This is a genomic window from Olsenella sp. Marseille-QA0557, assembly GCF_965119725.1.
Classification (GTDB): domain Bacteria; phylum Actinomycetota; class Coriobacteriia; order Coriobacteriales; family Atopobiaceae; genus Coprovicinus; species Coprovicinus avistercoris.
Genome location: NZ_CBCPMI010000001.1, coordinates 1,438,776 through 1,462,922 on the forward strand (window position 1 = coordinate 1,438,776; position 24,147 = coordinate 1,462,922).

24 protein-coding genes and 1 tRNA gene are annotated in these 24,147 nt (G+C 48.6%); 18 read left to right on the plus strand and 7 right to left on the minus strand.

From position 1 onward, the window contains the following. Positions 1–169 precede the first annotated feature (169 nt). A complete protein-coding gene (locus ACQY6Y_RS06545) occupies positions 170–1,372 on the plus strand; it encodes a pyridoxal phosphate-dependent aminotransferase (RefSeq protein WP_428379507.1) in 1,203 nt (400 codons plus the stop codon). Here the strand turns inward: ACQY6Y_RS06545 and ACQY6Y_RS06550 are convergent. Beyond that, positions 1,373–1,459: transfer RNA gene (locus tag ACQY6Y_RS06550), tRNA-Leu, on the minus strand. It abuts the gene before it with no gap. 238 nt (positions 1,460–1,697) lie between these two features. Between ACQY6Y_RS06550 and ACQY6Y_RS06555 the strand changes: the two genes are divergently transcribed. Continuing rightward, the gene (locus tag ACQY6Y_RS06555) at positions 1,698–2,000 is read left to right on the plus strand and encodes a PTS sugar transporter subunit IIB (protein WP_428379508.1); all 303 of its coding nucleotides are present in this window, start codon (positions 1,698–1,700) and stop codon (positions 1,998–2,000) included. Positions 2,001–2,114: 114 nt separating this feature from the next. Here ACQY6Y_RS06555 and ACQY6Y_RS06560 read toward each other — a convergent pair whose 3' ends face one another. Next, on the minus strand, positions 2,115–2,921 hold the full coding sequence (locus ACQY6Y_RS06560) for a zinc ribbon domain-containing protein (RefSeq protein WP_428379509.1): 807 nt from the start codon (positions 2,919–2,921) through the stop codon (positions 2,115–2,117). A gap of 11 nt (positions 2,922–2,932) precedes the next feature. Next, entirely contained in the window at positions 2,933–3,289 is a 357-nt protein-coding gene (locus ACQY6Y_RS06565) for a hypothetical protein (protein ID WP_428379510.1), read from the minus strand. Between ACQY6Y_RS06565 and infC the strand changes: the two genes are divergently transcribed. The 7 genes from infC (at position 3,282) to ACQY6Y_RS06600 (ending at position 7,968) form a co-directional block, all read left to right on the plus strand. Further along, a complete protein-coding gene (gene infC / locus ACQY6Y_RS06570; RefSeq protein ID WP_428379960.1) occupies positions 3,282–3,875 on the plus strand; it encodes a translation initiation factor IF-3 in 594 nt (197 codons plus the stop codon). The two genes, ACQY6Y_RS06565 and infC, sit on opposite strands and share 8 nt — an antisense overlap. Before the next feature lie 3 nt (positions 3,876–3,878). Then, positions 3,879–4,076 (plus strand): 50S ribosomal protein L35, encoded by a 198-nt coding sequence (rpmI, locus tag ACQY6Y_RS06575; RefSeq protein ID WP_428379511.1) that lies wholly within the window; start codon positions 3,879–3,881, stop codon positions 4,074–4,076. 53 nt (positions 4,077–4,129) lie between these two features. Continuing rightward, on the plus strand, positions 4,130–4,495 hold the full coding sequence (gene rplT, locus ACQY6Y_RS06580) for a 50S ribosomal protein L20 (protein ID WP_428379512.1): 366 nt from the start codon (positions 4,130–4,132) through the stop codon (positions 4,493–4,495). Between the two features lie 227 nt (positions 4,496–4,722). After that, positions 4,723–5,508 (plus strand): transporter substrate-binding domain-containing protein, encoded by a 786-nt coding sequence (locus tag ACQY6Y_RS06585; protein ID WP_428379513.1) that lies wholly within the window; start codon positions 4,723–4,725, stop codon positions 5,506–5,508. Positions 5,509–5,588: 80 nt separating this feature from the next. Further along, on the plus strand, positions 5,589–6,269 hold the full coding sequence (locus tag ACQY6Y_RS06590) for an amino acid ABC transporter permease (protein WP_428379514.1): 681 nt from the start codon (positions 5,589–5,591) through the stop codon (positions 6,267–6,269). Further along, a complete protein-coding gene (locus ACQY6Y_RS06595) occupies positions 6,266–7,000 on the plus strand; it encodes an amino acid ABC transporter ATP-binding protein (RefSeq protein ID WP_428379515.1) in 735 nt (244 codons plus the stop codon). Before ACQY6Y_RS06590 ends, ACQY6Y_RS06595 begins: the two co-directional genes overlap by 4 nt. 194 nt (positions 7,001–7,194) lie before the next feature. Next, entirely contained in the window at positions 7,195–7,968 is a 774-nt protein-coding gene (locus tag ACQY6Y_RS06600) for an SDR family NAD(P)-dependent oxidoreductase (RefSeq protein ID WP_428379516.1), read from the plus strand. A 117-nt stretch (positions 7,969–8,085) separates the two neighbouring features. On the opposite strand, the gene ACQY6Y_RS06605 is transcribed toward ACQY6Y_RS06600, so the two are convergent. Further along, entirely contained in the window at positions 8,086–9,384 is a 1,299-nt protein-coding gene (locus ACQY6Y_RS06605; protein ID WP_428379517.1) for a glycosyltransferase family 4 protein, read from the minus strand. Positions 9,385–9,696: 312 nt separating this feature from the next. On the opposite strand from ACQY6Y_RS06605, the gene ACQY6Y_RS06610 reads away from it, so the two are divergent. From ACQY6Y_RS06610 to ACQY6Y_RS06620, 3 genes are read left to right on the plus strand one after another with little or no spacing between them, the layout of a single operon-like run. Beyond that, complete coding sequence (locus ACQY6Y_RS06610) at positions 9,697–11,136, plus strand: NAD(P)/FAD-dependent oxidoreductase (RefSeq protein ID WP_428379518.1); 1,440 nt, start codon at positions 9,697–9,699, stop codon at positions 11,134–11,136. Then, entirely contained in the window at positions 11,136–12,431 is a 1,296-nt protein-coding gene (locus ACQY6Y_RS06615) for an NAD(P)/FAD-dependent oxidoreductase (RefSeq protein ID WP_428379961.1), read from the plus strand. The genes ACQY6Y_RS06610 and ACQY6Y_RS06615 overlap by 1 nt, the downstream gene beginning before the upstream one ends. Positions 12,432–12,436: 5 nt before the next feature. After that, entirely contained in the window at positions 12,437–12,811 is a 375-nt protein-coding gene (locus ACQY6Y_RS06620) for a DUF1667 domain-containing protein (RefSeq protein ID WP_428379519.1), read from the plus strand. A 323-nt stretch (positions 12,812–13,134) separates the two neighbouring features. Here the strand turns inward: ACQY6Y_RS06620 and ACQY6Y_RS06625 are convergent, their stop codons facing one another. After that, positions 13,135–13,371: a helix-turn-helix domain-containing protein gene (locus ACQY6Y_RS06625; RefSeq protein WP_428379520.1), complete on the minus strand. Its 237-nt coding sequence runs from the start codon at positions 13,369–13,371 to the stop codon at positions 13,135–13,137. A gap of 333 nt (positions 13,372–13,704) precedes the next feature. Here ACQY6Y_RS06625 and polA point away from each other — a divergent pair, with 333 nt between their 5' ends. After that, positions 13,705–16,374: a DNA polymerase I gene (gene polA / locus ACQY6Y_RS06630; RefSeq protein WP_428379521.1), complete on the plus strand. Its 2,670-nt coding sequence runs from the start codon at positions 13,705–13,707 to the stop codon at positions 16,372–16,374. Positions 16,375–16,384: 10 nt separating this feature from the next. Here polA and rnhA read toward each other — a convergent pair whose 3' ends face one another. Next, positions 16,385–16,867, minus strand: a complete 483-nt coding sequence (gene rnhA, locus ACQY6Y_RS06635) for a ribonuclease HI (protein ID WP_428379522.1) — start codon at positions 16,865–16,867, stop codon at positions 16,385–16,387. A 37-nt stretch (positions 16,868–16,904) separates the two neighbouring features. Beyond that, positions 16,905–17,642: an HAD family hydrolase gene (locus ACQY6Y_RS06640; RefSeq protein ID WP_428379523.1), complete on the minus strand. Its 738-nt coding sequence runs from the start codon at positions 17,640–17,642 to the stop codon at positions 16,905–16,907. Positions 17,643–17,947: 305 nt separating this feature from the next. On the opposite strand from ACQY6Y_RS06640, the gene rpsA reads away from it, so the two are divergent. The 5 genes from rpsA to ACQY6Y_RS06665 all read left to right on the plus strand — a co-directional run bounded on the left by rpsA (position 17,948) and on the right by ACQY6Y_RS06665 (position 24,147). Next, entirely contained in the window at positions 17,948–19,105 is a 1,158-nt protein-coding gene (rpsA, locus tag ACQY6Y_RS06645; RefSeq protein WP_428379524.1) for a 30S ribosomal protein S1, read from the plus strand. 261 nt (positions 19,106–19,366) lie between these two features. After that, a complete protein-coding gene (locus tag ACQY6Y_RS06650; protein WP_428379525.1) occupies positions 19,367–21,007 on the plus strand; it encodes an ABC transporter substrate-binding protein in 1,641 nt (546 codons plus the stop codon). A 149-nt stretch (positions 21,008–21,156) separates the two neighbouring features. Continuing rightward, entirely contained in the window at positions 21,157–22,092 is a 936-nt protein-coding gene (locus ACQY6Y_RS06655) for an ABC transporter permease (RefSeq protein ID WP_428379526.1), read from the plus strand. Next, entirely contained in the window at positions 22,092–23,048 is a 957-nt protein-coding gene (locus tag ACQY6Y_RS06660) for an ABC transporter permease (protein ID WP_428379527.1), read from the plus strand. The genes ACQY6Y_RS06655 and ACQY6Y_RS06660 overlap by 1 nt, the downstream gene beginning before the upstream one ends. Positions 23,049–23,061: 13 nt before the next feature. Beyond that, complete coding sequence (locus ACQY6Y_RS06665; protein ID WP_428379528.1) at positions 23,062–24,147, plus strand: ABC transporter ATP-binding protein; 1,086 nt, start codon at positions 23,062–23,064, stop codon at positions 24,145–24,147.

Here is a 24,147-nt window from a genome sequence, read left to right on the forward strand (position 1 = left end):
TGTTAATTTGCGCGTCTGTTCGCGTTCGGTATCAGAGGGGTTCGTTTTTCGTAGCGTCCTTGAAATGTTTGACTCTCACAATTTAGGGCAGTTGTTGGTACCCGCCGCTTTGCCGGCGGGTATTTCGTGAGAAACGTCGTTTTATATCGTGCGGCGGGGAAGGAGTGCGATGGCAGACGGCATCAACTCCCTTATGCGAGAGTTTGGTATTGATAAGTCTCCTATCCGTGAGGTAATGGAGACAACCATGAGCCTTAAGCAGCAGGGGTATACCGACTTTTGGGATTTTTCTATCGGTAATCCTGAGGTGCCTACACCCCCTGAGATCAATGAGTCTATCCGTGAGATTCTTGATGTCTACAATTCGGTGGATCTTCATGGTTACACCCCCAACGATGGATGGGAAGCAACTCGCCGGGCTATTGCAGATGATTTGAATGACCGTTTTGATGCCAATGCTGACGCTTCAGATCTTATCCTTACGGCAGGTGCAGCAGGTGCACTTACCTCCTCAATAGCGGCGCTTACAACACCAGGGGAAGAAGTGATCGTACTTACGCCCTATTTCCCTGAGTATCGTTTGTATATTCAGGCTTGGAGTTGTCGCTGTGTTCCAGTGCCTACGATTGCAGGTACGTTCCAGATTGACGTCGATGCAGTCCGCGATGCCATTGGTCCTCGAACACGTATGGTTATTGTCAATACTCCAAACAACCCTACGGGTGCTATTTATAGCGAGGCTTCTCTTCGGGCTTTAGGGGATATGCTTCGGGCAGAGGGAAAACGTCTTGATAAGACTATCTATTTGCTTTCTGATGAACCGTATCGAGAGATTGTGTATGACGGTGCAAAGAACCCTTGGGTATGTGGCTGCTATGAGAACACGATCATGTGCTACTCGTATTCAAAATCTCTGTCACTTGCAGGTGAGCGAGTCGGATATGTGTATGTGCCAAAGGCTGTCCATCGGCACGATGAGGTGCTTGAGGCATTACATGGCGCACAGCGTGCAGTGAATACTATTACTGGAAGCCTTATTCAACGTGTAATTGAACGGTGTGTGAAAGCAAGGGTTCCCATTGAGGAGTATGCGGCGCGTCGTGAAATTATCTATAACGGATTGACAGAGATTGGATATGACGTTGTAAAGCCGGAAGGTGCATTTTATTTGTGGCTTAGAGCTTTGGAGCCAGATGACGCGGCCTTTGCAGAGAGAGCTACTAAAGAGCGTATTTACATGGTTTATTCTGGCGACTTTGGATGTCCAGGATATGAGCGTCTGTCATATTCATCAGTATCCCGTGAACGCCTTGCAGAATCATTATCTGCATTCCAGAATTTATGGGATTCGTATGGTGGGTATACATGGTAATGGTACCCGAGGTGGGGTTCGAACCCACACTCCCTTGCGGGAAACGGATTTTGAGTCCGTCGCGTCTGCCAATTCCGCCACTCGGGCATTGTTTCGGAAAGAAACTGCGCTCTAGAACTATAGCAGAGATAGAGAAAAAGAAACAGTCTCACTCTGATGAATAATTCGCGTACATTAAGGATATATATAAAGTCAATATAGAATCGGTGAAAAGTATTGATATGTTTGCGACTGGCGTTTAATACTATGCCAATGCAAAAAAGAGGCGGATACATTTGCTTCTACAGAGCTGAAAGAAGCAGATGAATTTGAAGGAGTGGGACACATGAAAACCAAGCATATTCTTGTTGTTTGTGGTGCAGGCGTAACAAGTTCCATGTTGGTAAGTGCGCGTCTTCGTGAGTTGCTTGATGGAGAAGGTCTGAAAGATACCTATGACATCACTCCCTGTAAAGCAGATCTTGCTGCTGCCGTTTCCCCTGATTACGACTTGATTGTCGCTACATCAACTATTCCCGATGAGACTTCTTGCCCCGTTATTGATGGCACGCCCTTCTTAAATGATCGCGGTATCTGTGCTACAGAATCTAAGGTACTTGCAACGCTTGGTTATGAGCTTGCTGATTAAAAGTTGTTTTATAAGGTCAGTCATACAATCACCCGCGACAGTTCTAAACCGTCGCGGGTGATTTTGTTGATTTGCGGGTACTCCCAATCAAATCAAAACGCGTGTTGCAAAAAGTTAGCTGCGGCTGTTCAAAAAGGCTGCAGCACCACCAACAAGAGACAGAATAGTGGCGAGCCATCCCCACAGCGAAACGCCAAGCATAGAGGTATTGCCCTTAAGATTGGCGAGTTCTGCCATATTGTCGATGACCTCCTTGCCGCCAATTGCATCTGTCAGTGCATTGCTCGCCGCTCCGACAACGAAGAACCAAATGACACAAAGAATAAACTCAACAGCAAGCGTGATAAGCAGTACTTTGCCGAGCTTAGCTGGATTACTTTTATAGGTGGAAATACTTATACCAATTAACACAGCAACAAGTATCCAGGCTATAAGAATGATCTTTACGATACCCAAGGCCCCAGAAATATCACCCAAGGTATCAGTGACAGTACTATCAGATCCACCTGATATGCTTGCAAGGTTGCTAACGCTATTGAGACCGGAAGCAAGACCAGCAAAATCTATGAGACCAAGCTCAACAGCTCCAGGTGTACTGCTGACATCTGCGCCCTGACGACTGGCTTCTGAGCGTAGCGTGCTGTAAAGCGGTGAATCTACCGTAGGGGCGAGGATTGTTATTGCCAGTACTATTGCGGCAAGAGCTATGGCAATAATCGCTCCATACTGTTTAATGGCGTTTGGAACAGGAATGGCAGATGCGACAGGTTGTCCTGCGTATGGTTGAGCTCCGGGGGCTGCACCGGGAATACCGCCTGCCTGAGATGGTGGATTTGTTTGTGCAGTATTAAAGCGATAGCCGCAAACACCACAGAACTTTGCATTATCTGGTTGCTGAGATCCGCATTTTGGACAGAACATAGCACCCTCCTTCATATATACTGAAAGCCCTTGTCTTCCAGCCTTTGGATGAGTGTACGCCAAAGTAATGGCGTGTTCTTTTCTAATGATGAAAAGAATTTGCAAATCGGATAGTAAAACTCTTTTTGCTTGTCAAAAGGATTGTGTCTAGCTAATATATACCCTTGTATGGCGAATGCCAAAGATGAAGAGGAGCTCATGCTCCCACCTGAACGGCGCTTCGAGCAGCTGTCTGGTTGAAATTGATGTTTTCCCGTTTGTCGGGCACCTTTTTCCCGGATGCTGCTGTGTGCCGCACCGGGTTTTTTAATGGCAGCTAAGGATAGAGCCGAGGTTGCCGAAGAGAGGAAGGTGTAGAAGATAGCCAAGCCGCAAGGTCCTCGTATTAATGAGGAGATTCATGCCCGTACATGTCGTCTTATTGGCGTCGATGGCTCGCAGCTAGGTCTGTTTGGCATCCGGGATGCACAGCGTGTTGCTGATGAACAAGGTCTCGACCTTGTTGAGATTGCTCCTAATGCTGATCCGCCTGTTTGCAGGGTTATGGATTACCGCAAATATAAGTATGAGCAGGATCGTAAAGCCAAAGCTGCTCGTAAGAACCAGTCTCGCATTGAAGTTAAGGAAATGAAATTCCGTCCTAAGATCGATGTGGGCGATTACGAGACTAAGAAAAATCACGTCATGCGCTTTCTCAAGAAAGGCGCTCGCGTAAAGATTACGATCATGTTCCGCGGTCGTGAGATGGCCCACCCCGAGCAGGGACTCAATGTCCTCGAGCGTCTTGCTGAGGATCTCAAGCCTTATGCCACCGTTGAGAGCCAGCCCAAGATGGAGGGACGCAACATGCACATGCTCGTTGCACCTATCAAGGGCGCTTTTGATGAGAAGAACAAGGCAGCTCAGGCTGAGAAGAGCGAGAGCGATGCACGGAACGATAAGAAGGAGAACTAAGTCATGCCTAAGATGAAGACGCACAAAGGAACCGCAAAGCGCTTCCGTCGCACCGGTACCGGTAAGATTATGCGTGCCAAGGCCTTTAAGAGTCACATCCTTACAAAGAAGTCTCAGAAGCGCATCCGCGGCTTCCGTAAGGAAACTGAGCTGTCTCCGGCCGATGTAAAGGTCGTCTCCGCCCGCATGGGTCAGAAATAGGCGCGCTCGCGTCAATCAATGTTCTCACTCTCATTTCAAGGAGTTGATAAGAAATGGCACGTGTAAAGCGCGCAGTAAATGCTAAGAAGAAGCGTCGTACTCTCCAGCAGCGTACCAAAGGTTATTACGGCACCTCTTCCCGCACTCTTCGCGGCATGATGGAGCAGTCACGTCATTCTCTGCAGTATCAGTATCGCGATCGCCGCAACAAGAAGCGTGATATTCGTCGTCTTTGGATTCAGCGCATCAATGCCGCTGCTCGTATCAATGGTATGAGCTACTCCACTTTTATGCATGGTCTTAAAGTGGCCGGCGTTGAGCTTGATCGCAAAGTTCTTGCTCAGATTGCCTACGAAGATCCCACGAGCTTTGCAGATATTGCTGAGATCTCCAAGAAGACCCTGGAGTCTGCAGAGTAAAACTCTTAAAGATTTAGACAAGGCCTCGCCCGGAAGGACGGGGCCTTTTATATTCCTTTATGCAACATTTTTTTGGTTATTTTTGGCCCTAAATGTGCAATTTGTTGCCAAATCGCCGGGTAAACGGTGTTTCTTTGTCAGCCTGTAACCGAATAGAAAAATGGCAGAGATAGGGTCTATATAACATGACAACTGCAGGTGGTCTGCATTTTAGAAGGAGGTTCGTTATGGCGAACTCGCTCTCTCGTCGTTCTTTTGTTGGAATTGTTGGCGCTTCGGCTACGGTTCTTGGTCTTGGACTTGCCGGTTGTTCAGATAATTCTTCTTCTGGTTCTGCCGATTCATACATCATTGCAACGGATACCACGTTTGCTCCGTTTGAGTTTACGAATGACAACAACGAGTTCGTTGGTATCGATGTAGATACCCTTGCCGCTTGTGCCGAAGTTAGCGGCTTTGAGTACGAACTTCAGTCGCTCGGTTTTGACGCCGCAGTTGCTGCCCTTGAGTCTGGCCAGGCAGATGGTGTTATTGCTGGTATGTCCATCACACCCGAGCGCGAAGAGAAGTATGACTTCTCTGATCCTTACTATGATTCCTATGTATGCGCTGCAGCTGCTGAAAATGGCGATGTAAAGAGTCTTGATGATCTCTCTGGTCGCGCAGTTGCTTGCAAAACGGGCACACAGAGCGCCGCATGGGCAGAATCCATCAAAGATCAGTATGGCTTCACCATTAACTATTTTGATCAGTCTGACATGATGTACCAGGATGTTCTTACCGGCAATACTGCTGCTTGCTTCGAGGATTATCCTGTTATGGCCTATGGTGTTTCTCAGGGAAATGGCCTCACCATTATTGGCGAGAACAAGGATGAGTTCTCCACACCGTATGGCTTTGCTGTTCTTAAGGGTCAGAATGCTGAGCTGCTTTCCGCCTTCAATGAGGGCCTTGCTGAGATCCGCTCCAATGGCACCTATGATGAGATCCTGAACAAGTATCTTGAGGCGTAAGTTCTGAGCTTTTAAGAGATGTCGTTGGGCCGCGTGCTGGTATGCCTACACGTGGCCCTAGGTTGTGTGAGGTTTACTGTATGAATCATATTGACCTCATAGGCACACTTATAGAAGCCTGGCCCTTGCTATGGAACGGACTGAAAATGACCGTATATGTTACGGTCGTTTCCCTTGTCATTGCAATGATTCTCGGCATTTTAGTGTGTCTTATGAACATTTCTTCGGTACGTCCCTTGCGTGGCGTAGCGAAGTTTTATATCTGGATTATCCGCGGTACACCTATGCTGGTCCAGGGTTTCTATATTTATTTTGCTATCCCTCAGCTCCTCCAGCTTATTACAGGTTCACAATTCCGCATTGATATCGTTACTGCAACGCTTATTACCCTTACTTTGAATGCCGGTGCGTATATCTCTGAGATTTTCCGCGGAGCTATTCAGTCGATTGATAAGGGCCAGATGGAGGCCTCTCGTAGTCTTGGTGTTGGTTATGCCACCTCCATGCGAAAGATTATTTTGCCTCAGGCTATTCGCGTTTGTTTACCATCGCTTGTCAATCAGTGCATCATCACGCTTAAAGACTCCACCATTATGTATGCACTTGGTTTGCCTGAAATCATGAACCAGGCGCGTGTGTTTGTTGGTAGGACCATGGAATCATTTGCTACCTATACCTGGGTTGCCCTTATCTTCCTCGCTATTATCAGCGTGCTCATGGTCTTGTCGTCTATTCTTGAGAAGAGGATGAGCAAGCAATGATGGAGCCTAAGATTAGAGTTGTCGATCTTCACAAGTATTTTGGTGACAACCAAGTTATTTGTGGTGTCAACATTGAAGTTCAGGCGGGCGAGGTTGTTTGTGTAATCGGGCCCTCTGGCTCGGGTAAGTCCACCTTCTTGCGTTGTCTTAATCGTCTTGAGGATCCAACGAGTGGTGAGATTTACGTCGACGGTGAGTGCATTACCGATCCAAAGGCTGATGTAGACCGTATTCGCCGCCACATGGGTATGGTATTTCAGAACTTTAATTTGTTCCCTCACTACTCTGTACGTGAAAATCTTACCTACGCCCCGGTACAGCTCAAGCTTAAGACACGGCAAGAAGCAAACGAGCTTGCTGACAAACTTTTGGCTCGTGTCGGCCTAGCCGATAAGGCTGATGCAATGCCTCGCTCTCTTTCCGGCGGCCAGCAACAGCGTGTAGCAATCGCGCGCGCCCTTGCTATGGAACCCGATATCATGCTTTTTGATGAGCCAACCAGCGCACTCGACCCAGAAATGGTTTCTGAGGTACTTGATGTTATGCGCAAACTGGCGAGTGAAGGCATGACAATGGTTATCGTTACACATGAGATGGGTTTTGCTCATGACGTAGCTGACCGTGTTGTCTTCTTCGACTCGGGTGTTATTCAGGAAGAGGGTACTCCTGAAGAGGTTCTGGATAATCCTCGCAACGAGAGAACCAAGAGCTTCCTTTCTAAAGTGCTGTAGTCTTCGTAAGACACCGTTATCAGGTCATGTGAAAAGCCCGTCCAGAGAAACAATCTGGACGGGCTTACTGCGTTTTAGCGCAACACTTCATTTGCCACTTATCGACGCTCACTGAGAGAAGCTATTCCTGAAAACAGAGCTGGACTAGCATGGTGTTTATAAGTTGGGTTAGTCAATTTGTGAGGGGGATATGCATGGGTAAGACGATAAGTTTTGATATGACAGGCAAAGTTGCAATTGTTACAGGTGCCTCCCGTGGCTTAGGCGTGGAATTGGCAACGTCGCTTGCTGAGTATGGTGCTGATCTTGCTCTGATGGCTGGAAACGAGGAAAAACTTAAGAAGACTACAGCCAGCATCATTGAGAAAACAGGTGTCAAAGTCATAACGGTAAAAGTTGATATTTCCAATGAACAGAGTGTTCAGGCTGCTGTAAAGGCCGTTATGGATGAATACGGCAAGATTGATGTGTTGGTCAACAATGCCGGTATTATTCGTTATGGTCGGCCTGAGGAGATCTCTGCAGCCGATTGGCGTGACTGCATTGATGTTGACGTAACGGGCACTTGGCTTATGAGTAAAGAAGTGGTCAATGCCTATATGCTTGAGCATGGCGGTCGTATCGTAAATATTTGCTCGGTTAACAGTTTTAGCGCTTCACCTACTGCGGTGGTTTATCACGTCTCTAAAGCGGCTGAGGCTGCCCTTACTAAGTCTTGTGCTGCAGCGTGGGCTGGTAATGGTATCTACGTTAATGGTATTGCACCGGGCAATATGCAAAATGGGGAGATGGCTCCAGATACGCCTCCCGCAATTCTTGAGAACATTCGTAACAAAGTGCCTCAGCGTCGTTTGGGTGGTTACGGCGATCTTTCCGGCGCACTGCTCTTCTTGGCATCGGATGCTAATACCTATACACAAGGCACCATTATCGTGTGCGATGGTGGACTCATTCTCGAGTCGTTTTAATTGAGTTGCTGGGCGAGAGGATGTCATCTTCTCGCCCATATTTCTATATAACAATTCTATTTAAGATGCTTATTTCATTTGAAATTGGGTTTATCAAAAAAACCTAGCAATGCACGTTTATTGTTTTGAAGAATCATCTGTGTGCTCGACAGATTGCTTATCTGTATCTTCTTGTGCTGCAACTTCATCCATGTGGTTATTTGCACGATGATGGAGCAATTCATTTACGATATGCTCGCGATGCTCTTCAGCGGCTTGCTCTGCACGGCGTGTTTCTTCCTCAAAGGCAGGGTCATCTGGTCCAATGAGTTCATCGTGGCCGGTATCGGGGTCATAATGATGGCGCAATACCGGTTCAAACAAATGAAGCTTTGCTGCAAAAGCGCTTGAGGCAACTATCAAAACACAGAAAATAAGGGTACGAGGCCACACCTCTACCTGCGTCATAATAAATGACCCAAGGCAGAGAAAAGCTGTCCACGCATAAATAAGTAGCACGGCACCTCGTTGGTCAAATCCTTCTTGGATCAACCGATGATGAATGTGTCCACGGTCTGCTTGTCCAACACTCACATGGGCTCGCATACGACGAATAATGGCAGAGCCGGTATCGATAATGGGGATGCCAGCAACAAGGAGCGGAATAATAATTGTGGTGAGACCGGCTACACGAGTGACATTGAGCAGCGAAACAACACCCATGACAAACCCTATGAGCAGAGATCCGGAGTCACCCAAAAAGATTGAAGCGGGATGGAAGTTATAGAACAAAAATCCCAGTGTGGCGCCTGCAAGTGCAATAGATAGCGAGGCGGCGTCTGGATGGCCAGCATTAAAAGCTAAGACAAACATGGTGATGCTTGCGATGCAGGCAATACCAGAGGAAAGCCCATCCAACCCATCAATAAGATTGATGATGTTCATGTAGGCTACCAGATAGATAACCGTAACGGGATAGGCTACCCAACCCAGCATGATCTCTCCGCCGGCAAAAGGATTGACAATATTGCCAACTACAAGCCCACTTGCCGCTGCAACGCTGGCTGCTATGATCTGTCCTGCTAGCTTTGGCAAAGGTTTTAGATGATAAATATCATCAATAACACCCGTGAGAAACGCTATGGTTACACCTACCGCCAACACGTAATAATTAACCGGCATGCCAGCTGATGGTATGAGTACGGGCGGCCAGCCAAAATAGCGTGCTCCAACTACCATAAGTAACAATGAAACAATGAGCGCGCAAAATACGCCAACACCGCCCATACGCGGAATAGGTTTACGATTTATTCTTCGCTTGTTTGGATAATCTACTGCGCCAACTTTCCATGCAAGCTTGCGTACTAAAGGAGTAATAAGCACAACAACGAGAAGAGCAGTAAAAAACAGACATATAAATGGATGTGCTTTTAGCACTGTTTACCCTCCTTCCGTACGCGCATGTCTGGCTTCGAATAATACTGTATATCCAGGTAGAACCAAAATGCAGTAGATAAACTCACATGTGGCACCTATGTAGCCGCTCTTTTACGACTGCTGCACGAGTACCGCCAACGAAATATCTTAGTACACAGGCACAATGTCACTGTTATTTGACAGTTGATATAGGTATATAAAAAGTGTCTAAGTGAGTGCAGCATTCCTTTTAGTAATGCGAAAGATAAAGCATACGCGGAATGTTTTCAGTATGTGTTTAGTTTTACGTTTGGCTTGAGGAGGGAGGGCATTATGCCCGATGTGGTTATCGTAGGAGCTGGCGTAGCGGGGTGTGCCTGTGCCCGTGAGCTCTCTCGGTATAACCTTGATGTAGAGGTTGTTGAGGCGGGATATGATCTTGCTTGTGGTGCTTCTCGATCTAACAGCGGCATTGTGCATGGAGGCTACGATCCCAAGCCTGGTACACGTAAGGCCTATTACAACGTGCGAGGTGCTCAACGGATCTTTGAGTTAGCTCCAGAACTTGGTTTTCGTGTACGACGTAATGGTTCTATGGTTGTAGCCTTTTCGGAGGAAGAGCTAAAAGTCATAGAAGAGCTCACTCGTCGGGCTCAGGCAAACGGCGTTTCTGATGTGCACGTGGTTAGTGCCGAACAAGCTCGTACGCTTGAGCCAAATCTCAATCCAAAGGTTATGGGTGCGCTGGTGTGCGATGCTTCAGGCATTTGCGATCCCTTTGGAATGACAGTTGCATTTGCTGAGAACGCCAAAGTAAATGGTGTAACGTTCAGATTCCTTACTCCCGTGGTTGATATTAAAAAAGAACCGTGCGGTTGGGGAGTGCAGCTTGGAACAGGCGAAGTCCTTCATACAAAATTGCTGATAAATGCCGCAGGTGTGCAAGCGATTGAATTCCATAACAAAGTTTCAGAGGACAAGCTTATATCTCGTCCGCGCTTGGGCGAATACGTTCTTATGAGTCGTGACATGGGCACGACCTTTTCACACACCATGTTTCAAACACCCACTTCCCGCGGTAAAGGCGTGTTGGTGAGCCCTACGACAGAGGGCAACCTTATTGTTGGTCCTGATGCTCTTGATAGCACTGATGCCTTCGATACGGCAACGCATAGTGAAGGTTTAGCTGCCGTTATTGAACAGGCAAAACTAACATGGCCCACCTACGCCGCGGGCGAAGTAATTACCAACTTTGCTGGTGTGCGTCCTTCGGGCGCAAACGGTGATTTTGTCATTGGAGAAGTGGAAGACGCTCCTGGTTTTTACGATATTGCAGCCTTTGATTCTCCGGGACTTACCTCGGCCGCTGCGGTTGCAGTAGATGTGGCAGCATGGGCAGCTGACAAGCTCAATGCTACTCTCAACTCCTCATTCATTCCTCAACGAGCTTGTCCTAAGCGTTTTCTCGAGATGACCAAAGAGGAACGTGAAGTGGCAATCGCACAGGATCCTCTCTTCGGTCATCTGGTATGCCGTTGTGAGCAAGTGAGTGAAGCAGAAGTTCTCGAGGCTATTCATGCGCCAATTCCGGCTACTACTATTTCAGCGGTTCGGAGACGCTGTCGTGCGGGCATGGGCCGTTGCCAAGGAGGCTTTTGTTTGCCTACCGTTGCAGAAATTATTGCTCGAGAAACAGGCATTGATATAGGTGATGTGAGAATGGCTGGCCCTGGCTCCGAGATAGGACTCGGGCATATTGGGGAGGTTGAGTGATGGACAACGTCCAGCGTGTATCACAGTTTGATGTTCTTGTAGTAGGTGCTGGTGCGGCTGGTCTTGCAGCAGCTACATCGGCGGCACAGCAGGGCGCGTCTGTTCTCGTTGTGGAACGCGAAGCTACTCCTGGAGGCATCTTAAGTCAGTGCATTCACAATGGATTTGGTCTGCATCGCTATGGTGAAGAGCTTACTGGCCCTGAGTATGCAGCTCGCGAGATAGCTTCTCTTCACAAGGAAGATGATGCCATACAGGTGCTTACTGACACCGCTGTTCTTGCACTTAAACGCGAAGGGAAGTTTATACAAGCAACCCTTGTTTCAGCTGAGCGGGGCATGCAGATCCTCACTTTTGGAGCAGTTGTCCTTGCATGTGGATGTCGCGAGCGTAGTCGCGGAGAGATTGGTATTCCGGGAACACGTCCGGCAGGAGTGTATACGGCTGGATGTGCACAGAAACTTTGTAACATCGATGGCATTCGACCTGGCTCACGCGTAGTAATTTTAGGTTCGGGCGATATTGGTCTCATTATGGCTCGCCGTATGACATGGGAAGGCGCCAAAGTTCTCTGCGTATGTGAATTGGCTTCGGAGCCAGGAGGTCTGCGTCGCAACATTGTGCAGTGTTTGGACGATAACAACATTCCGTTGTTGCTCTCAACTACCGTAACGGCCATTAAAGGTTCTCCGCGCCTTGAAGCGGTAGAGCTGAGTGATGTAGATCCAGTAACAAAACAACCCATTCCTGGAACAAGCAGGCTTGTCGAATGTGATGCTTTGTTGTTATCGGTGGGTCTTATTCCAGACAATACGCTTGCAAAAGGTTTGGGAGCAGTAATTGATCCTGGTACCAAGGGTCCTAAAGTAAATGAACATCTGCAAACAAGCGTGCCAGGGCTATTTGTGGCTGGCAATGAACTTCATGTACATGATTTGGTTGACTATGTATCTGAAGAGGGCACTGTTGCGGGTATTTCTGCTGCTCTCTATGCGTTAGGAAAAACAGAGAACAACGAGGAAGAACCTCTGACGGTAGTGTGTGGAGAAGGTGTTGCCCAAATTGCTCCACAGCTCATTACTCAGAGGGATAAGAAAGTAACTTTACGCTTGCGTTCACGTGCGAGGATAGAGAATGCACAGATTTGCGTTGTGTGCAATAACAAAACTATTCGCTCGGTTGCTCGGCGAATTGTAGTCCCATCAGAGATGCAAGAAATCGTACTCCGTCCTACAGATCTCGAGCAGATAACAGGTGGGCTTGAAGTTATCTGTCAGCCAGCTGAGAGAAGGTAAGAAGCGTGGAACAACATGTACAAAATGTCACGTGTGTTCAGTGTCCTATGGGATGTTCTCTCTCTGTGTATATAGATAGTGCGGGAGCAGTAACCAATGTGGAGGGAAACAGCTGTCCTCGTGGCAAGGCGTATGGCGAAGCAGAAGTCACTCATCCGGTGCGAATGGTAACAAGCCTCATGCGGGTTGAGAACACATTTCACCCCATAAGTGTGCGAACTGCTGAAGCGGTGCCACGTGAGACTATTCCGGCCGTCCTTGCTGCTATCCACAACACAACAGTTAAAGTGCCCGTACAGGCAGGTGAAGTGCTCATTCAGAATGTGGCAAATACTGGTATTGATGTGGTGGCAACAAAGAGCTGTACAACACCACTTTAGTGCGGGCGCTTATACGAATTCTTCCGATAAGCGAGATATGACTCACGTACGCAATGTCAAGACTGGTTCTGAGGAAACTAGGCTTTATAGTTGAATTGCCGGATCCCTGCGGTGCCAACTGGGTGAACCGACAATTTTTTCGAGGGAGTCCAGATATCGTTCCTAGTACGGGGATCCTCCGTTGTTGAGGAAGCCGGAAGAGGCGATGAGGACACCCACCTTTTGTGAGGTGGGTTCATAATCGCAACCGCAGGGGCCGGTTTTTATGTGGAAAGCGTTTGCCAACCTCATAAAAACCGGCCCGAGTCGCTTTAATGCTGCAGCTAGTCTTGGTGTGTCTCCAGTTCGATAGCATCCGAAGGCAGAGGCGTATCTTTAGGAATCGCCACAAGCTTATAACCCAAGATGTTAAGGAGTCTTACAAGAACTTTCGTTTGTGGGTTGCCCACCGAGAGCACAGAAGCAACTGCTGGTTGGCTTACACCAAGTTCATCGGCGACCATCTGCTGAGTCATGTTGCGCTTCGAGATGATCGATCGAAGGGCATCCGATACATACATGCCGTCGCCTCCCCTTTATTCGGTCGGTACAGATAGTAGCTAGGACGGACGTCAAACATTAAAACCCTCGATTTTATGAGGGAAAGAAACCTCTTGTCCTACCACTGTTAGCATGCCATGAAATGATACTCCATTTATGCTCTTTTCTACCTTTCATCCCTTTTTTCCCGCAAATGGACAGGACATCAGTGTCATTTAATTATTTTTTCTCAAACGGATAAGATCATTGGAACCTTGTGGGCACATTTGGGAAGCATTGTTGCCGTGAGTTTGGTGTCTGTCAGGGCGGTTACAATCGTGTAAGCCGACAACAAGAGAGGAATACACGAGATTATGGAACAGCAAAAAACACTTGCAGTTATAGATGGCAATTCACTGATGCACCGTGCGTTCCATGCCATTCGTCAGCCTATGTCGGCACCGGATGGTCGTTCAACAAATGCGCTGTTTGGGTTCTTCAATATGTTTGTGAAGTTTATTGAAACCTTTACCCCAGACGGCATACTTTGCGCGTTTGACAAAGGCAAGCCACGTATTCGTATGGAACTTTTGCCGCAGTATAAAGCCCAGCGTCCGCCCATGGATCCTTCTTTGGCGGAACAATTTCCTATGGTTAAAGAATTGCTGCATGTGCTCAATATTCCAGTTGTGGAACTGGAAGGTTGGGAAGGCGACGATATTCTCGGTACCCTTGCAAGACGAGGCGAGCAAGTGGGCTATAACATGCTGCTTGTGACAGGCGATCGTGATATGTACCAACTCTCAACCGATAAGGTGCAGATCGTTTCAACGAAAAAAGGTGTATCGGATGTTGTGGTTATGACCCCAGAGAGCGTTGTGGATCTCTATGGAGGTATTACGCCGCAGCTTGTTCCAGATTTTTATGGTCTTAAAGGCGATACCTCAGACAATATTCCTGGTGTACCAGGTATTGGCCCCAAAAAGGCAGCTGCCCTTATTACTCAGTATGGCAACCTTGATGAAGTGCTTGCTCATGCTGACGAAGTGAAAGGTAAGATGGGGCAGAATCTTCGAGAGCATGCAGAGGACGCTCTTCTCAGTAGGAAAATTGCAACTATTCGCACAGATGCTCCACTTGAGATTGATCTGACCAAGGTACATTTTCCTGATTTCGATCCCACAGCAGTAGTAGAGGCCTTTTCTGCACTTGGCTTTACCGGTATGACTCAGCGCCTTGTGCGTCTTTCGGATGAGCCAGTTGTTCAAGCTTCTAAAACGCCCACATTGCCTTCAAGCGAATTAAAACTTTACGAAGGGGATGCAGATGAGTTTGTATCAGAAGCGATAAAGGCGGGGGAGTGGATCGGTGTAGCTGCATCGCAGGCTGATTCATCAGGACAGCTGACTTTTGCCTTAGGCGATACGCCCCGTATTGCTGTATGGCTCTCGAGCAGTGCTGGTCTTGTCTGTTTTGACAATGAAAAAGCCTACGCTTCATTAGCCCGTCTTTTTAAGGAAGGATTGGTCTGTGCGGGCGATGTAAAAGGGTTAGTGCATCTTCTTTGTCCCATGGATTCTTCTCGCCCTGCTGAACTTGCAGCTTCGGAAATTGCACCTGAACGTATCTTTGATGCGGGTATTGCTGCCTATTTGTTGGAATCGGATCGTACGTCCTATGAACTTCCTGGTTTGGTAGAGACGTATTTGTCAATTACGCTGCCGGATCCGTCCGACGATATCCCTCAAGAAGCACTCGATGCTATTTCTGCTCGCCATTTGCACCCTGTTCTTGAGAAGCGCTTGGAAGAGGATGGCTCTTCCGATGTCATGCACAAAATTGAAATGCCTTTGCTTCCAGTGCTCGTCGCGATGGAACGCCGAGGCCTTTCTGTGGATACACATGTTTTGGCACAGCAGTCATCTGAGCTTGGCGCTGAAATCGACGAGATGGCTCATGCCATTCATGAAGCAGCTGGAGAAGAGTTTAATATCGATTCGCCAATGCAACTTTCGCATGTGCTGTTTGATGTCTTAGGTCTTCCAACACGTGGGCTTAAGCGTACACGTCGTGGTTACTATTCAACAAACGCTAAAGTCCTGGCGGATCTCGCTTCTCAGAGCAAGATTGTTTCTGAAGTACTTGAATATCGTGAGCGTGCAAAGATTAAATCGACGTATTTGGATGCCTTGCCCGCGCTTGTATTGGGCGATGGTCGTATCCATACAACATTCAATCAAACGGTTGCGGCAACAGGCCGCCTCTCCAGCTCAGATCCCAACTTGCAGAATATTCCCACCCGCTCAGAGCTGGGACATCGTGTGCGCAAAGCCTTCAACGTGGCAGAAGGAAGCGTTTTTCTGGCGTGTGATTACTCACAGATTGAGTTGCGTCTTTTGGCTCATCTTTCGGGCGACGAACATCTTATTGCGGCGTTTTGTGAGGGTGCAGATTTTCACGCCTCTACAGCAGCGCGCGTTTTTAATGTGCCTGTAGAGGAAGTCACACCGCTCCTTCGAAGCCGTGCTAAAGCAGTAAACTTTGGCATTGTGTATGGTCAGCAAGCGTTTGGACTTGCAAGTTCTCTTAAGATTCCGCGTGCAGAAGCTCAGGAAATGATAGATAGGTATTTTGAGGCATATCCTGGTGTGGACGCCTATCTTAAAGAACAAGTTGCCTTTGCGCATGCACATGGTTATGTCACAACAATGTATGGGCGTCGTCGCCATACAAAAGATATCAATAGCCGTAATTTCCAAGCCCGTTCATTTGCTGAGCGAACAGCAATGAATCATCCTATGCAAGGAACAGCTGCAGACATTATTAAGATTGCCATGGCTCGTGTTGAGAAACGCATCGCCGAAGAAGGGTTCAAGTCTCGTCTTATTCTGCAGATTCATGACGAATTGGATCTCGAGGTTCCCGAGAACGAAATTGAAGCTATTTCTGAACTCGTTCAAACTACGATGCAGGGTGTCGTGGAGCTAAAAGTGCCTCTGCTTGCAGAGGTGTCTTGGGGACAAACTTGGGCAGAGGCTAAATAGAATCCAGTTCCTATTCGATAAAGCCCGTGTCTTCTAAAAGCTCGCCTGTCTTGCCGTCGGCTGCAGCGCAGGCGAGCTCATCGCACCGTTCATTTTCGTTGTTGCCCGCATGGCCTTTTACCCATACAAAGGTAGTGTTGTGCGGCTCGAGAGCTTTGATCAAACGCTGCCATAAATCGGGGTTTTTAACAGGCTTTTTGTTTGCCGTTTTCCAGCCGTTTTGTTGCCAGGAGCTTAACCAGTGTTTGTTTATTGCGTTGACCACATATTGTGAATCGGAATGAATCTCAACGGTACAAGGGCGATTTAATGCTTCTAAACCAGCAATAACACCCATGATTTCCATGCGGTTGTTCGTGGTATGGGAGTATCCTGCCGAAAGCTCTCGACGATGAGTCACTCCGTTTTTATCAACATAAAGAAGAACGGTGCCATATCCGCCCGGCCCTGGATTTCCGCGGCTTGAACCATCTGAATAGATTGTTACGTTCACCTTTTCTCCGTGTTTCTTTGGGTTTGTGAAATAAAAGTTATCTTCCGAGCGTGTTAAGACGGTCGACCAGAGCGGGGAGCTCGCGGGCAAACGCTGCGGTGTCACCACGCCAGACGGCACGCTTTGGTCTTGCATGGCCAACGTAGGCTGTCTTTAATCCAACATCTGGGCGTGGAAAATCTCGAGTGGCATCATTGCCAACCATCAAACATTCTTCCGGCGTAAGTTTAAGAGTTGCAACAAACTCCTGAAAATACCGCGCATGTGGCTTAAGACGATGCGAGTTGCCAATGTGGGAAACGAGATCAAACGTGTCAAGAGTAAGGTGTGCCCAGCCCAAACGTGTTTGCAAACAGCCTTCAGAGAATGCAGGATTTGTGGCTAAGGCAACGATGAGCCCCATATCGCGCGCTTGTTCAATGGCCTCATGAGCGCCTTCACGTGGGACGGCATGAATGATTGAACTATTCCTCGTAGGAAGTACCTCTCGATCATAGAAGTCCAATGCATCCGCTACGACAGCATCTTCAAAATCAACGTCGATTCGTTGTTTTACGGCGTTGATAAAGACTTCTGCATTCGTGAGGTTGTCGTCTCGAGCATCGTTTTGCATAGCTAGGTATGCAGTAGCAAGAGCTGCTGCTGCACGCGGCGAGCTAACTCTACCAATCCTGGCAAGCATGTCGGAAAGATCAGCGGTATAGCGGGCCATGAAGGCGGCAAGATTGATGCTCAACAGAGTATCGTCAAGATCAAATAAAATAGCCTTTATCATCTCTGACCCTCCTTTCCGCTTCAGTTTGTTGTTCGCCATTGTACACAGCTTTGAAAATAACACCCCTGAAGGCATCACAATTGCAAATACTGCAGAGAAAAGTCTATGCATCTCGACTTAATGCTTGAAATGCACCCTCAAATCAGGGTAATCTTGCAACTGCATGACTAATACAGTCATGCTCCTGTATCTGTCGGCCCCCGAGCATGTTAATTCCAGGATGGTGGGAAAGGCCCTTTGCGGTACTCCTTCCGCAGGTGAAGACCATGACGATCGGGGCCCCGCTTTTTGAAAGGGGTCCACCTTTGAGTGAGATTCAGAACTCGTCCATCTTCTCTCTTGACGATGTCTCTGATGAGGAGATGAACAGCCTCATCGACGGGACAATTACCGACTTTGATGAGGGCGACCTTGTCACAGGTACTGTCGTTAAGATCGAACGCGACGAGGTCCTGCTCGACATCGGCTTCAAGTCTGAGGGCGTTATCCCCGTCCGCGAGCTTTCTATCCGTAAAGACGCCAACCCTGCTGATATTGTCGCCATGGGTGAGACAATTGAGGCTCTCGTTCTCCAGAAGGAGGACAAGGATGGCCGTCTGATTCTCTCCAAGAAGCGTGCTGAGTACGAGCGTGCTTGGAACCGCATTGAAGAGATGTTTAACTCCGGTGAGAACGTCGAGGGTGAGGTTATTGAGGTTGTTAAGGGCGGCCTTATCCTTGATATTGGCCTCCGCGGCTTCCTTCCCGCTTCTCTCGTTGACCTCCGTCGTGTCAAGGATCTCAACGCTTACCTTGGTACGCGCATCGAGGCTCGTGTTATCGAGATGGATCGCAACCGCAACAACGTTGTTCTTTCCCGTCGTGTTGTTCTTGAGGAGGCTCGTAAGGCTGAGCGTGCCGAGATTCTCTCCAAGCTTAAGAGCGGCATGCGTCTCAAGGGTACCGTTTCCTCCATTGTCGACTTTGGTGCATTTGTCGACCTTGGTGGTATCGACGGCCTTATCCACATCTCTGAGCTCTCTTGGAACCATGTCAACCATCCTTCTGAGGTTGTCAAGGTTGGCCAGGAAGTTGAGGTTCAGGTGCTCGACGTTGATCTCAACCGCGAGCGCATCTCCCTTGGTCTCAAGCAGACCACCGAGGATCCTTGGCATACACTCGTAAAGAAGTATCCTGTCGGCGCCATCGTTGAGGGCACCGTTACCAAGCTTGTTACCTTTGGTGCTTTTGTGGATCTTGGCGAGGGCATTGAGGGCCTGGTTCACATCTCTGAGATGGCTAAGCAGCACGTTGACCAGCCTTCCCAGGTGTGCGCAGTTGGCGATCCGGTCCAGGTAAAGGTCATGGAGATCGATCTTGACCGTCGTCGCATTTCGCTTTCCATGAAGGCTGCTGCTGAGACGCTCGGTATCGATGTTGATGTAAAGCCTCTTGATAAGCCTGAAGAGGAAGCTGCAGAATAAGTGATGTAATGAGCATCCTTTTATTGCTTCATTAAGATAATGCGAGAGGGCCGCCTTACTGGCGACCCTCTTTGCTATCGCTTTGCGCTCATCATATGCTCTAACTCGTGTAGTTATCGCGATGGTTCTGTTAACGCTCAGTTACTCTGTGGCGGTAATCGTTTGAATTGCTCCAATACTAGTTCATAGTTAATTCAGTTAATATTTCAGATCCATTCTCATGAAACGGATCTCAAGTCGGCGCGCATACGCGCGGTGTTTATGACGAGGAAGAAGGATGCAATGACGAATTCGCTTTCCCGCCGTCAATTTCTGAAGGGCTCTGCAGTGGCAGGTGCAGGCTTAGCTGCTGCCTCTTTGGTTGGCTGCGGTGGTGGCGGTGGTGACACCAGCTCCAAGATCCTGCGTTTTGGCCAGGCAAATGCAAAGCTTGGCTTGGATATGCAGAAGTCCACAAACTCCGGTACCTCTTCTGTAGCGGATAACATTGTTGAGTCTCCGCTTCGCTGGACCGAGGACAACGAGCTTGTTCCCTGCCTGTTCACTGAGATTCCTACCCCTGAAGCAGACGGTGTTACCTATCACTGCACACTTGCAGAGGGCATTAAGTGCCACGATGGTTCAACGCTGACCGCTAACGATATTAAGTACTCATTTGAGCGTATGTTCACTCCTGCTACCGGTGCTAAGTCAACATATATGTATGACTTCATCGTAGGCGCAAAGGACATGCTCGCTGGTAATGCTACTGAGCTTTCTGGTCTTACCGTTGAGGATGATACGCACTGCACGTTCGTGCTTGAGTATCCAATGGCAACCTTCACGGCAAACCTTGGTATCAACTATGCCGACATCTTCCCGCAGGCAGCCTGCGAGGCCGCAGGAGATTCTTGGGGAACTGGTACCGACCTTGTGGGTACTGGTCCTTACAAGCTTGTCTCCAACGATGACACTACTCAGGTTGTCATGGAGCGCTTCGATGATTATCACGGTGGCACTCCCAATCTTGACCGCCTGATCATCAAGTATATTGATGATGGCAACACCAAGATGATGTCCTACAAGAATGGCGACATCGATTATTGTGACCTGCCTTCTGAGCTTCTTCAGCAGTATCAGAACGACTCTGAGGTAAGCGAGCAGATTACACAGTACTTGCCGCTTGGTACTCAGATTGTCAACCTCAACCTCAACGATGCCGAGCTTCAGGACGTTCGTGTCCGTCAGGCACTCTCTCTCGCAATTAACCGCGAGGAGCTCATTGAGACAGTTCTGTTTGGTGCCGGCGAGCCTTGCTCTGGCTTCCTGAATCCTGCTATTCCGGGCTATGACGAGAGCGCTCCTGTCTTTGAGTACAACCCTGATCGTGCTCGTGAGCTTCTCGCTGAGGCTGGTGCCTCTGATCTGCACCTTACCTGCGGTGTTCGTGAGCGCGACCGCAGCGTCATGGTTGCTGTTCAGGGCTATTGGCAGGCTGTTGGCGTCACCCTTGAGCTCAACCAGCTCGATAACGGTGTATGGCAGCAGGATTGGGCTGACGGCAACCTGATGGTTACGACTGTTGGTTGGTTCCCGCTGTTTGCAGACGCTGACAACCAGATGTATACCTACTTCTTCAGTGAGAATGCATCCGGCAAGTCTTCGTTCTATAACAACGCTGAGTTTGACGACCTGATGACCCGTGCTCGCCAGTCCACAAATGAGGATGAGCGTGCCGAGCTCTATCGTCAGGCTGACGACATTCTTTCTCGTCAGGACTATGCAACATTGCCGCTCTTCTATCCGAAGTATCAGTTCGTTGCTAAGAGCTATGTCAAGAATGCCAAGGTTGGCAACCTGATCTATCACATGATGGATATCGACATCGATAACACCGACTCCAACTACACCGGCCAGGAGTAGTTTGATAGCCGTGATGGGTTCGATGATTCGTTAGGTAAGCTGTCTAGTCGGGGGAGGGCATCGTTTTTTACGATGTCCTCCCCTACGCGGTAGCGTTCGCACTCGAATTTTGGAGAGGTTCATGCGGACGTTGAGAGGGGGGATGCCGAATGAGGGATTTTCTCATTAAAAGAATCCTGCAGGCCATCGGTGTCGTGCTATGCATCTCCGCCATTACCTTCTTCGTTCTGAATATTGTGCCTGGTGATCCTGTGCGCATCATGATGGGCGATATGGCGGATGAAACAACAATTGAGCAGGTGCGTCACAGTATGGGACTCGACCGTCCTGTACCAGAGCAGTACATCAATTGGCTGACCAACATGCTTCATGGTGATTTTGGAACTTCCTATTCGCAGAATAGGCCGGTTATCACACTTATGGGTAATGCGTTTGCAGTTACAGCCCAGCTTGCGGGGTGGGCATACTTATTTGCCTTGGTGTTTGGTTTGGTCCTTGGTGTTGTTGCAGCTGTTAACCATGGACGTGCGCTTGACCGTGCACTCATGGCGCTGTCAGTCTTTGGTATTTCGGCTCCTTCATTCTGGGTTGCCATTATTTTGCAAATTGTCTTCGCACTTACCCTGCACATGTTCCCGCTGTCGGGTGTAAGCACACCAATCCATTATGTCTTGCCCGTTCTTGCTCTGGGTGTGCGTTACGCCGCAAGTATTGCTCGCGTTACACGCACGAGCATGCTTGAGGTATTGGGCCAAGACTTCATGCGTACTGCTGAAGCAAAAGGTTTGGGTCGTTGGACCGTGATAATTGGACACGGCCTTCGCAACGCTCTTATTCCTATCATCACCATTGCTGGTACGCAGCTCGGCGAAATTTTCACAGGTTCCATTCTTATCGAATCCATCTTCTCCATGCCGGGTATGGGCAAGATGCTTCTTGACGCAATCAATACACGTGACCTGCCGCTTATCCAGGGTGGTGTTATGTATATCGCCATCATTTGCGTCGTGGTATACCTCATCGTCGACATTCTCTACGCAGTAGTTGATCCTCGCATTCGTCTTGGAGGAGGTGAGGAGGAGTAATGGCTCTCTTTACTAGTGATAAGAAAAGTTCAAAGGTACAGAAGGCTGAACGTATTGCTGCTGACGCCTCCGCAGCACAGCAGGCTGAACGTGAAACAAATCCAAAGCGTCGCGCCTCCAATTACTGGGCGGTAAGTTGGAATATCTTCCGTAAAAATAAGCTCGGTATGGCCTGCTTATTTATCGTAATTCTGCTGGTGCTTATTGCCGTGTTTGCTCCGGTTATCTCACCTTATAATCCCGATGAACAGGTTCTTCGCAATATGCTGCAGCCACCCAGCTGGGCTCATCCTTTTGGCACCGATGAGTTTGGTCGTGACATCTTGTCCCGTACCATCTACGGCTGCCGTGTATCGCTTTCCGTAGGCGTTGTATCCCAAGCAATCGCACTTGTTATCGGCTTTTTGGCAGGCGTTTGTGCTGGCTATTTTGGTGGCAAGGTCGATGCGGTTATCTCTTTTGTCATACAGGTTTTCTCGAGCTTCCCATTCCTTCTTTTCGCCATCGTCGTGATGTTTGTTATGGGTCCGGGTCTGGTGAACCTCTATGTTGCTTTGGGTCTTTTAGGTTGGTGCTCCACCGCACGTTTGGTACGCGGTGACGTTATGCGTCTTAAAGGATCTGAGTACATTCAGAGCTGCATTCTTTCTGGTGGCAAGAGCTGGCGCATTATTATGAAGCACCTGCTTCCTAACTGCGTATCTACCCTCATTGTTGTTACCACGCTTGGTATTCCGTCGGCTATTCTTAATGAGGCTTCGCTTTCCTTCTTGGGCCTGGGCGTTCAGCCCCCAATGGCAAGTTGGGGCCAGATGATTTCCGACAGCCAACCATTTATTCAGTCAAATACCTATTACAGCGTTATCCCAGGCATTGCCATCATTATTACTGTTATGGCCTTTAACCTTCTTGGCGATGCTTTACGTGACGCACTTGATCCGAAGATGCGGTCCTAGGGAGGAGGCACGTATGGAACCGAATGACATTCTCTCTTCTGAAATCTCAGAAGATACGGTTGCAACTGCAGCCGATCTGTCCCAGGATCTTATCGAGAACTCCGAAGCAAAAGAGACGCTGCTCGATGTAGATAATCTCTCGGTAACATTGTTTACCGAGGATGGTGCTTTGCCTGTTATCGATCATCTTTCTTTTGTCATGCGCGCTGGAGAAACGCTTGCTGTTGTCGGCGAATCGGGCTGCGGTAAGTCCATGACTGCTCTTTCGGTTATGGGTCTTTTGCCTTCGCCGCCCGCAAAGGTGGTAGGCGGATCTATCAATTTCCGCGGGACCGATTTCACCAAGCTCTCTGCTGATGAAATGCGTCATCATCGTGGCTCTGATATCTCCATGATTTTCCAGGAGCCCATGACTTCTCTTAACCCGGTTATGACGGCTGGCCGTCAGATTCGTGAGGGCATTCTTGTTCACAACCCCAAGATGAGCAAGTCTGAAGCAGATAAGCGCGCGCTCGAGATGATCGAGCTCGTTGGTATTCCTGCTCCGGAGAAGGTCTTTAAGAGCTATCCCCATGAGCTTTCTGGTGGCATGCGTCAGCGCATTATGATTGCTATGGCCTTGGCTTGCCAGCCCGCTCTTCTTATTTGTGACGAGCCAACAACTGCTCTTGATGTAACTATCCAAGCACAGATCCTTCAGCTCATCGACTCCATGCGTGAGCAGTTGGGTACTGCGGTCATGCTCATCACTCACGACATGGGCGTTGTTTCTGAGATGGCCGACTGGGTCCTGGTAATGTATACAGGTCATGCGGTGGAATATACGGTCTCACCTGAGCTGTTTACCAATCCGCTTCATCCCTATGCACAAGGACTCATTGCCTCAATTCCTTCTTTGGGCAATACAGTGGATACGCTCTATGCCATCCCGGGCAACGTTCCTATGCTCAATGAAATTCCTACAGGATGCCCCTTTAATCCTCGCTGCCCCTACGCATGCGATATCTGCCGGACTGAGGTGCCGCGCCTGGCACCTGCAAATGGTGATAAACAGCATCTGGTAGCTTGCTGGAAATACACCGAGAAGTGGGGTGAGTAG

Excerpts from the sequence above, each read along its gene's own strand:
- polA (WP_428379521.1), top strand. The coding sequence starts at position 13,705 with ATGGAACAGCAAAAAACACTTGCAGTTATAGATGGCAATTCACTGATG.
- ACQY6Y_RS06555 (WP_428379508.1), top strand. The coding sequence starts at position 1,698 with ATGAAAACCAAGCATATTCTTGTTGTTTGTGGTGCAGGCGTAACAAGT.
- ACQY6Y_RS06610 (WP_428379518.1), top strand. The coding sequence starts at position 9,697 with ATGCCCGATGTGGTTATCGTAGGAGCTGGCGTAGCGGGGTGTGCCTGT.
- ACQY6Y_RS06640 (WP_428379523.1), bottom strand. The coding sequence starts at position 17,642 with ATGATAAAGGCTATTTTATTTGATCTTGACGATACTCTGTTGAGCATC.
- rplT (WP_428379512.1), top strand. The coding sequence starts at position 4,130 with ATGGCACGTGTAAAGCGCGCAGTAAATGCTAAGAAGAAGCGTCGTACT.
- ACQY6Y_RS06600 (WP_428379516.1), top strand. The coding sequence starts at position 7,195 with ATGGGTAAGACGATAAGTTTTGATATGACAGGCAAAGTTGCAATTGTT.
- ACQY6Y_RS06595 (WP_428379515.1), top strand. The coding sequence starts at position 6,266 with ATGATGGAGCCTAAGATTAGAGTTGTCGATCTTCACAAGTATTTTGGT.
- ACQY6Y_RS06615 (WP_428379961.1), top strand. The coding sequence starts at position 11,136 with ATGGACAACGTCCAGCGTGTATCACAGTTTGATGTTCTTGTAGTAGGT.
- ACQY6Y_RS06660 (WP_428379527.1), top strand. The coding sequence starts at position 22,092 with ATGGCTCTCTTTACTAGTGATAAGAAAAGTTCAAAGGTACAGAAGGCT.
- ACQY6Y_RS06625 (WP_428379520.1), bottom strand. The coding sequence starts at position 13,371 with ATGTATGTATCGGATGCCCTTCGATCGATCATCTCGAAGCGCAACATG.
- ACQY6Y_RS06665 (WP_428379528.1), top strand. The coding sequence starts at position 23,062 with ATGGAACCGAATGACATTCTCTCTTCTGAAATCTCAGAAGATACGGTT.
- ACQY6Y_RS06655 (WP_428379526.1), top strand. The coding sequence starts at position 21,157 with ATGAGGGATTTTCTCATTAAAAGAATCCTGCAGGCCATCGGTGTCGTG.
- ACQY6Y_RS06560 (WP_428379509.1), bottom strand. The coding sequence starts at position 2,921 with ATGTTCTGTCCAAAATGCGGATCTCAGCAACCAGATAATGCAAAGTTC.
- rpmI (WP_428379511.1), top strand. The coding sequence starts at position 3,879 with ATGCCTAAGATGAAGACGCACAAAGGAACCGCAAAGCGCTTCCGTCGC.
- ACQY6Y_RS06650 (WP_428379525.1), top strand. The coding sequence starts at position 19,367 with ATGACGAGGAAGAAGGATGCAATGACGAATTCGCTTTCCCGCCGTCAA.
- ACQY6Y_RS06545 (WP_428379507.1), top strand. The coding sequence starts at position 170 with ATGGCAGACGGCATCAACTCCCTTATGCGAGAGTTTGGTATTGATAAG.
- ACQY6Y_RS06585 (WP_428379513.1), top strand. The coding sequence starts at position 4,723 with ATGGCGAACTCGCTCTCTCGTCGTTCTTTTGTTGGAATTGTTGGCGCT.
- ACQY6Y_RS06590 (WP_428379514.1), top strand. The coding sequence starts at position 5,589 with ATGAATCATATTGACCTCATAGGCACACTTATAGAAGCCTGGCCCTTG.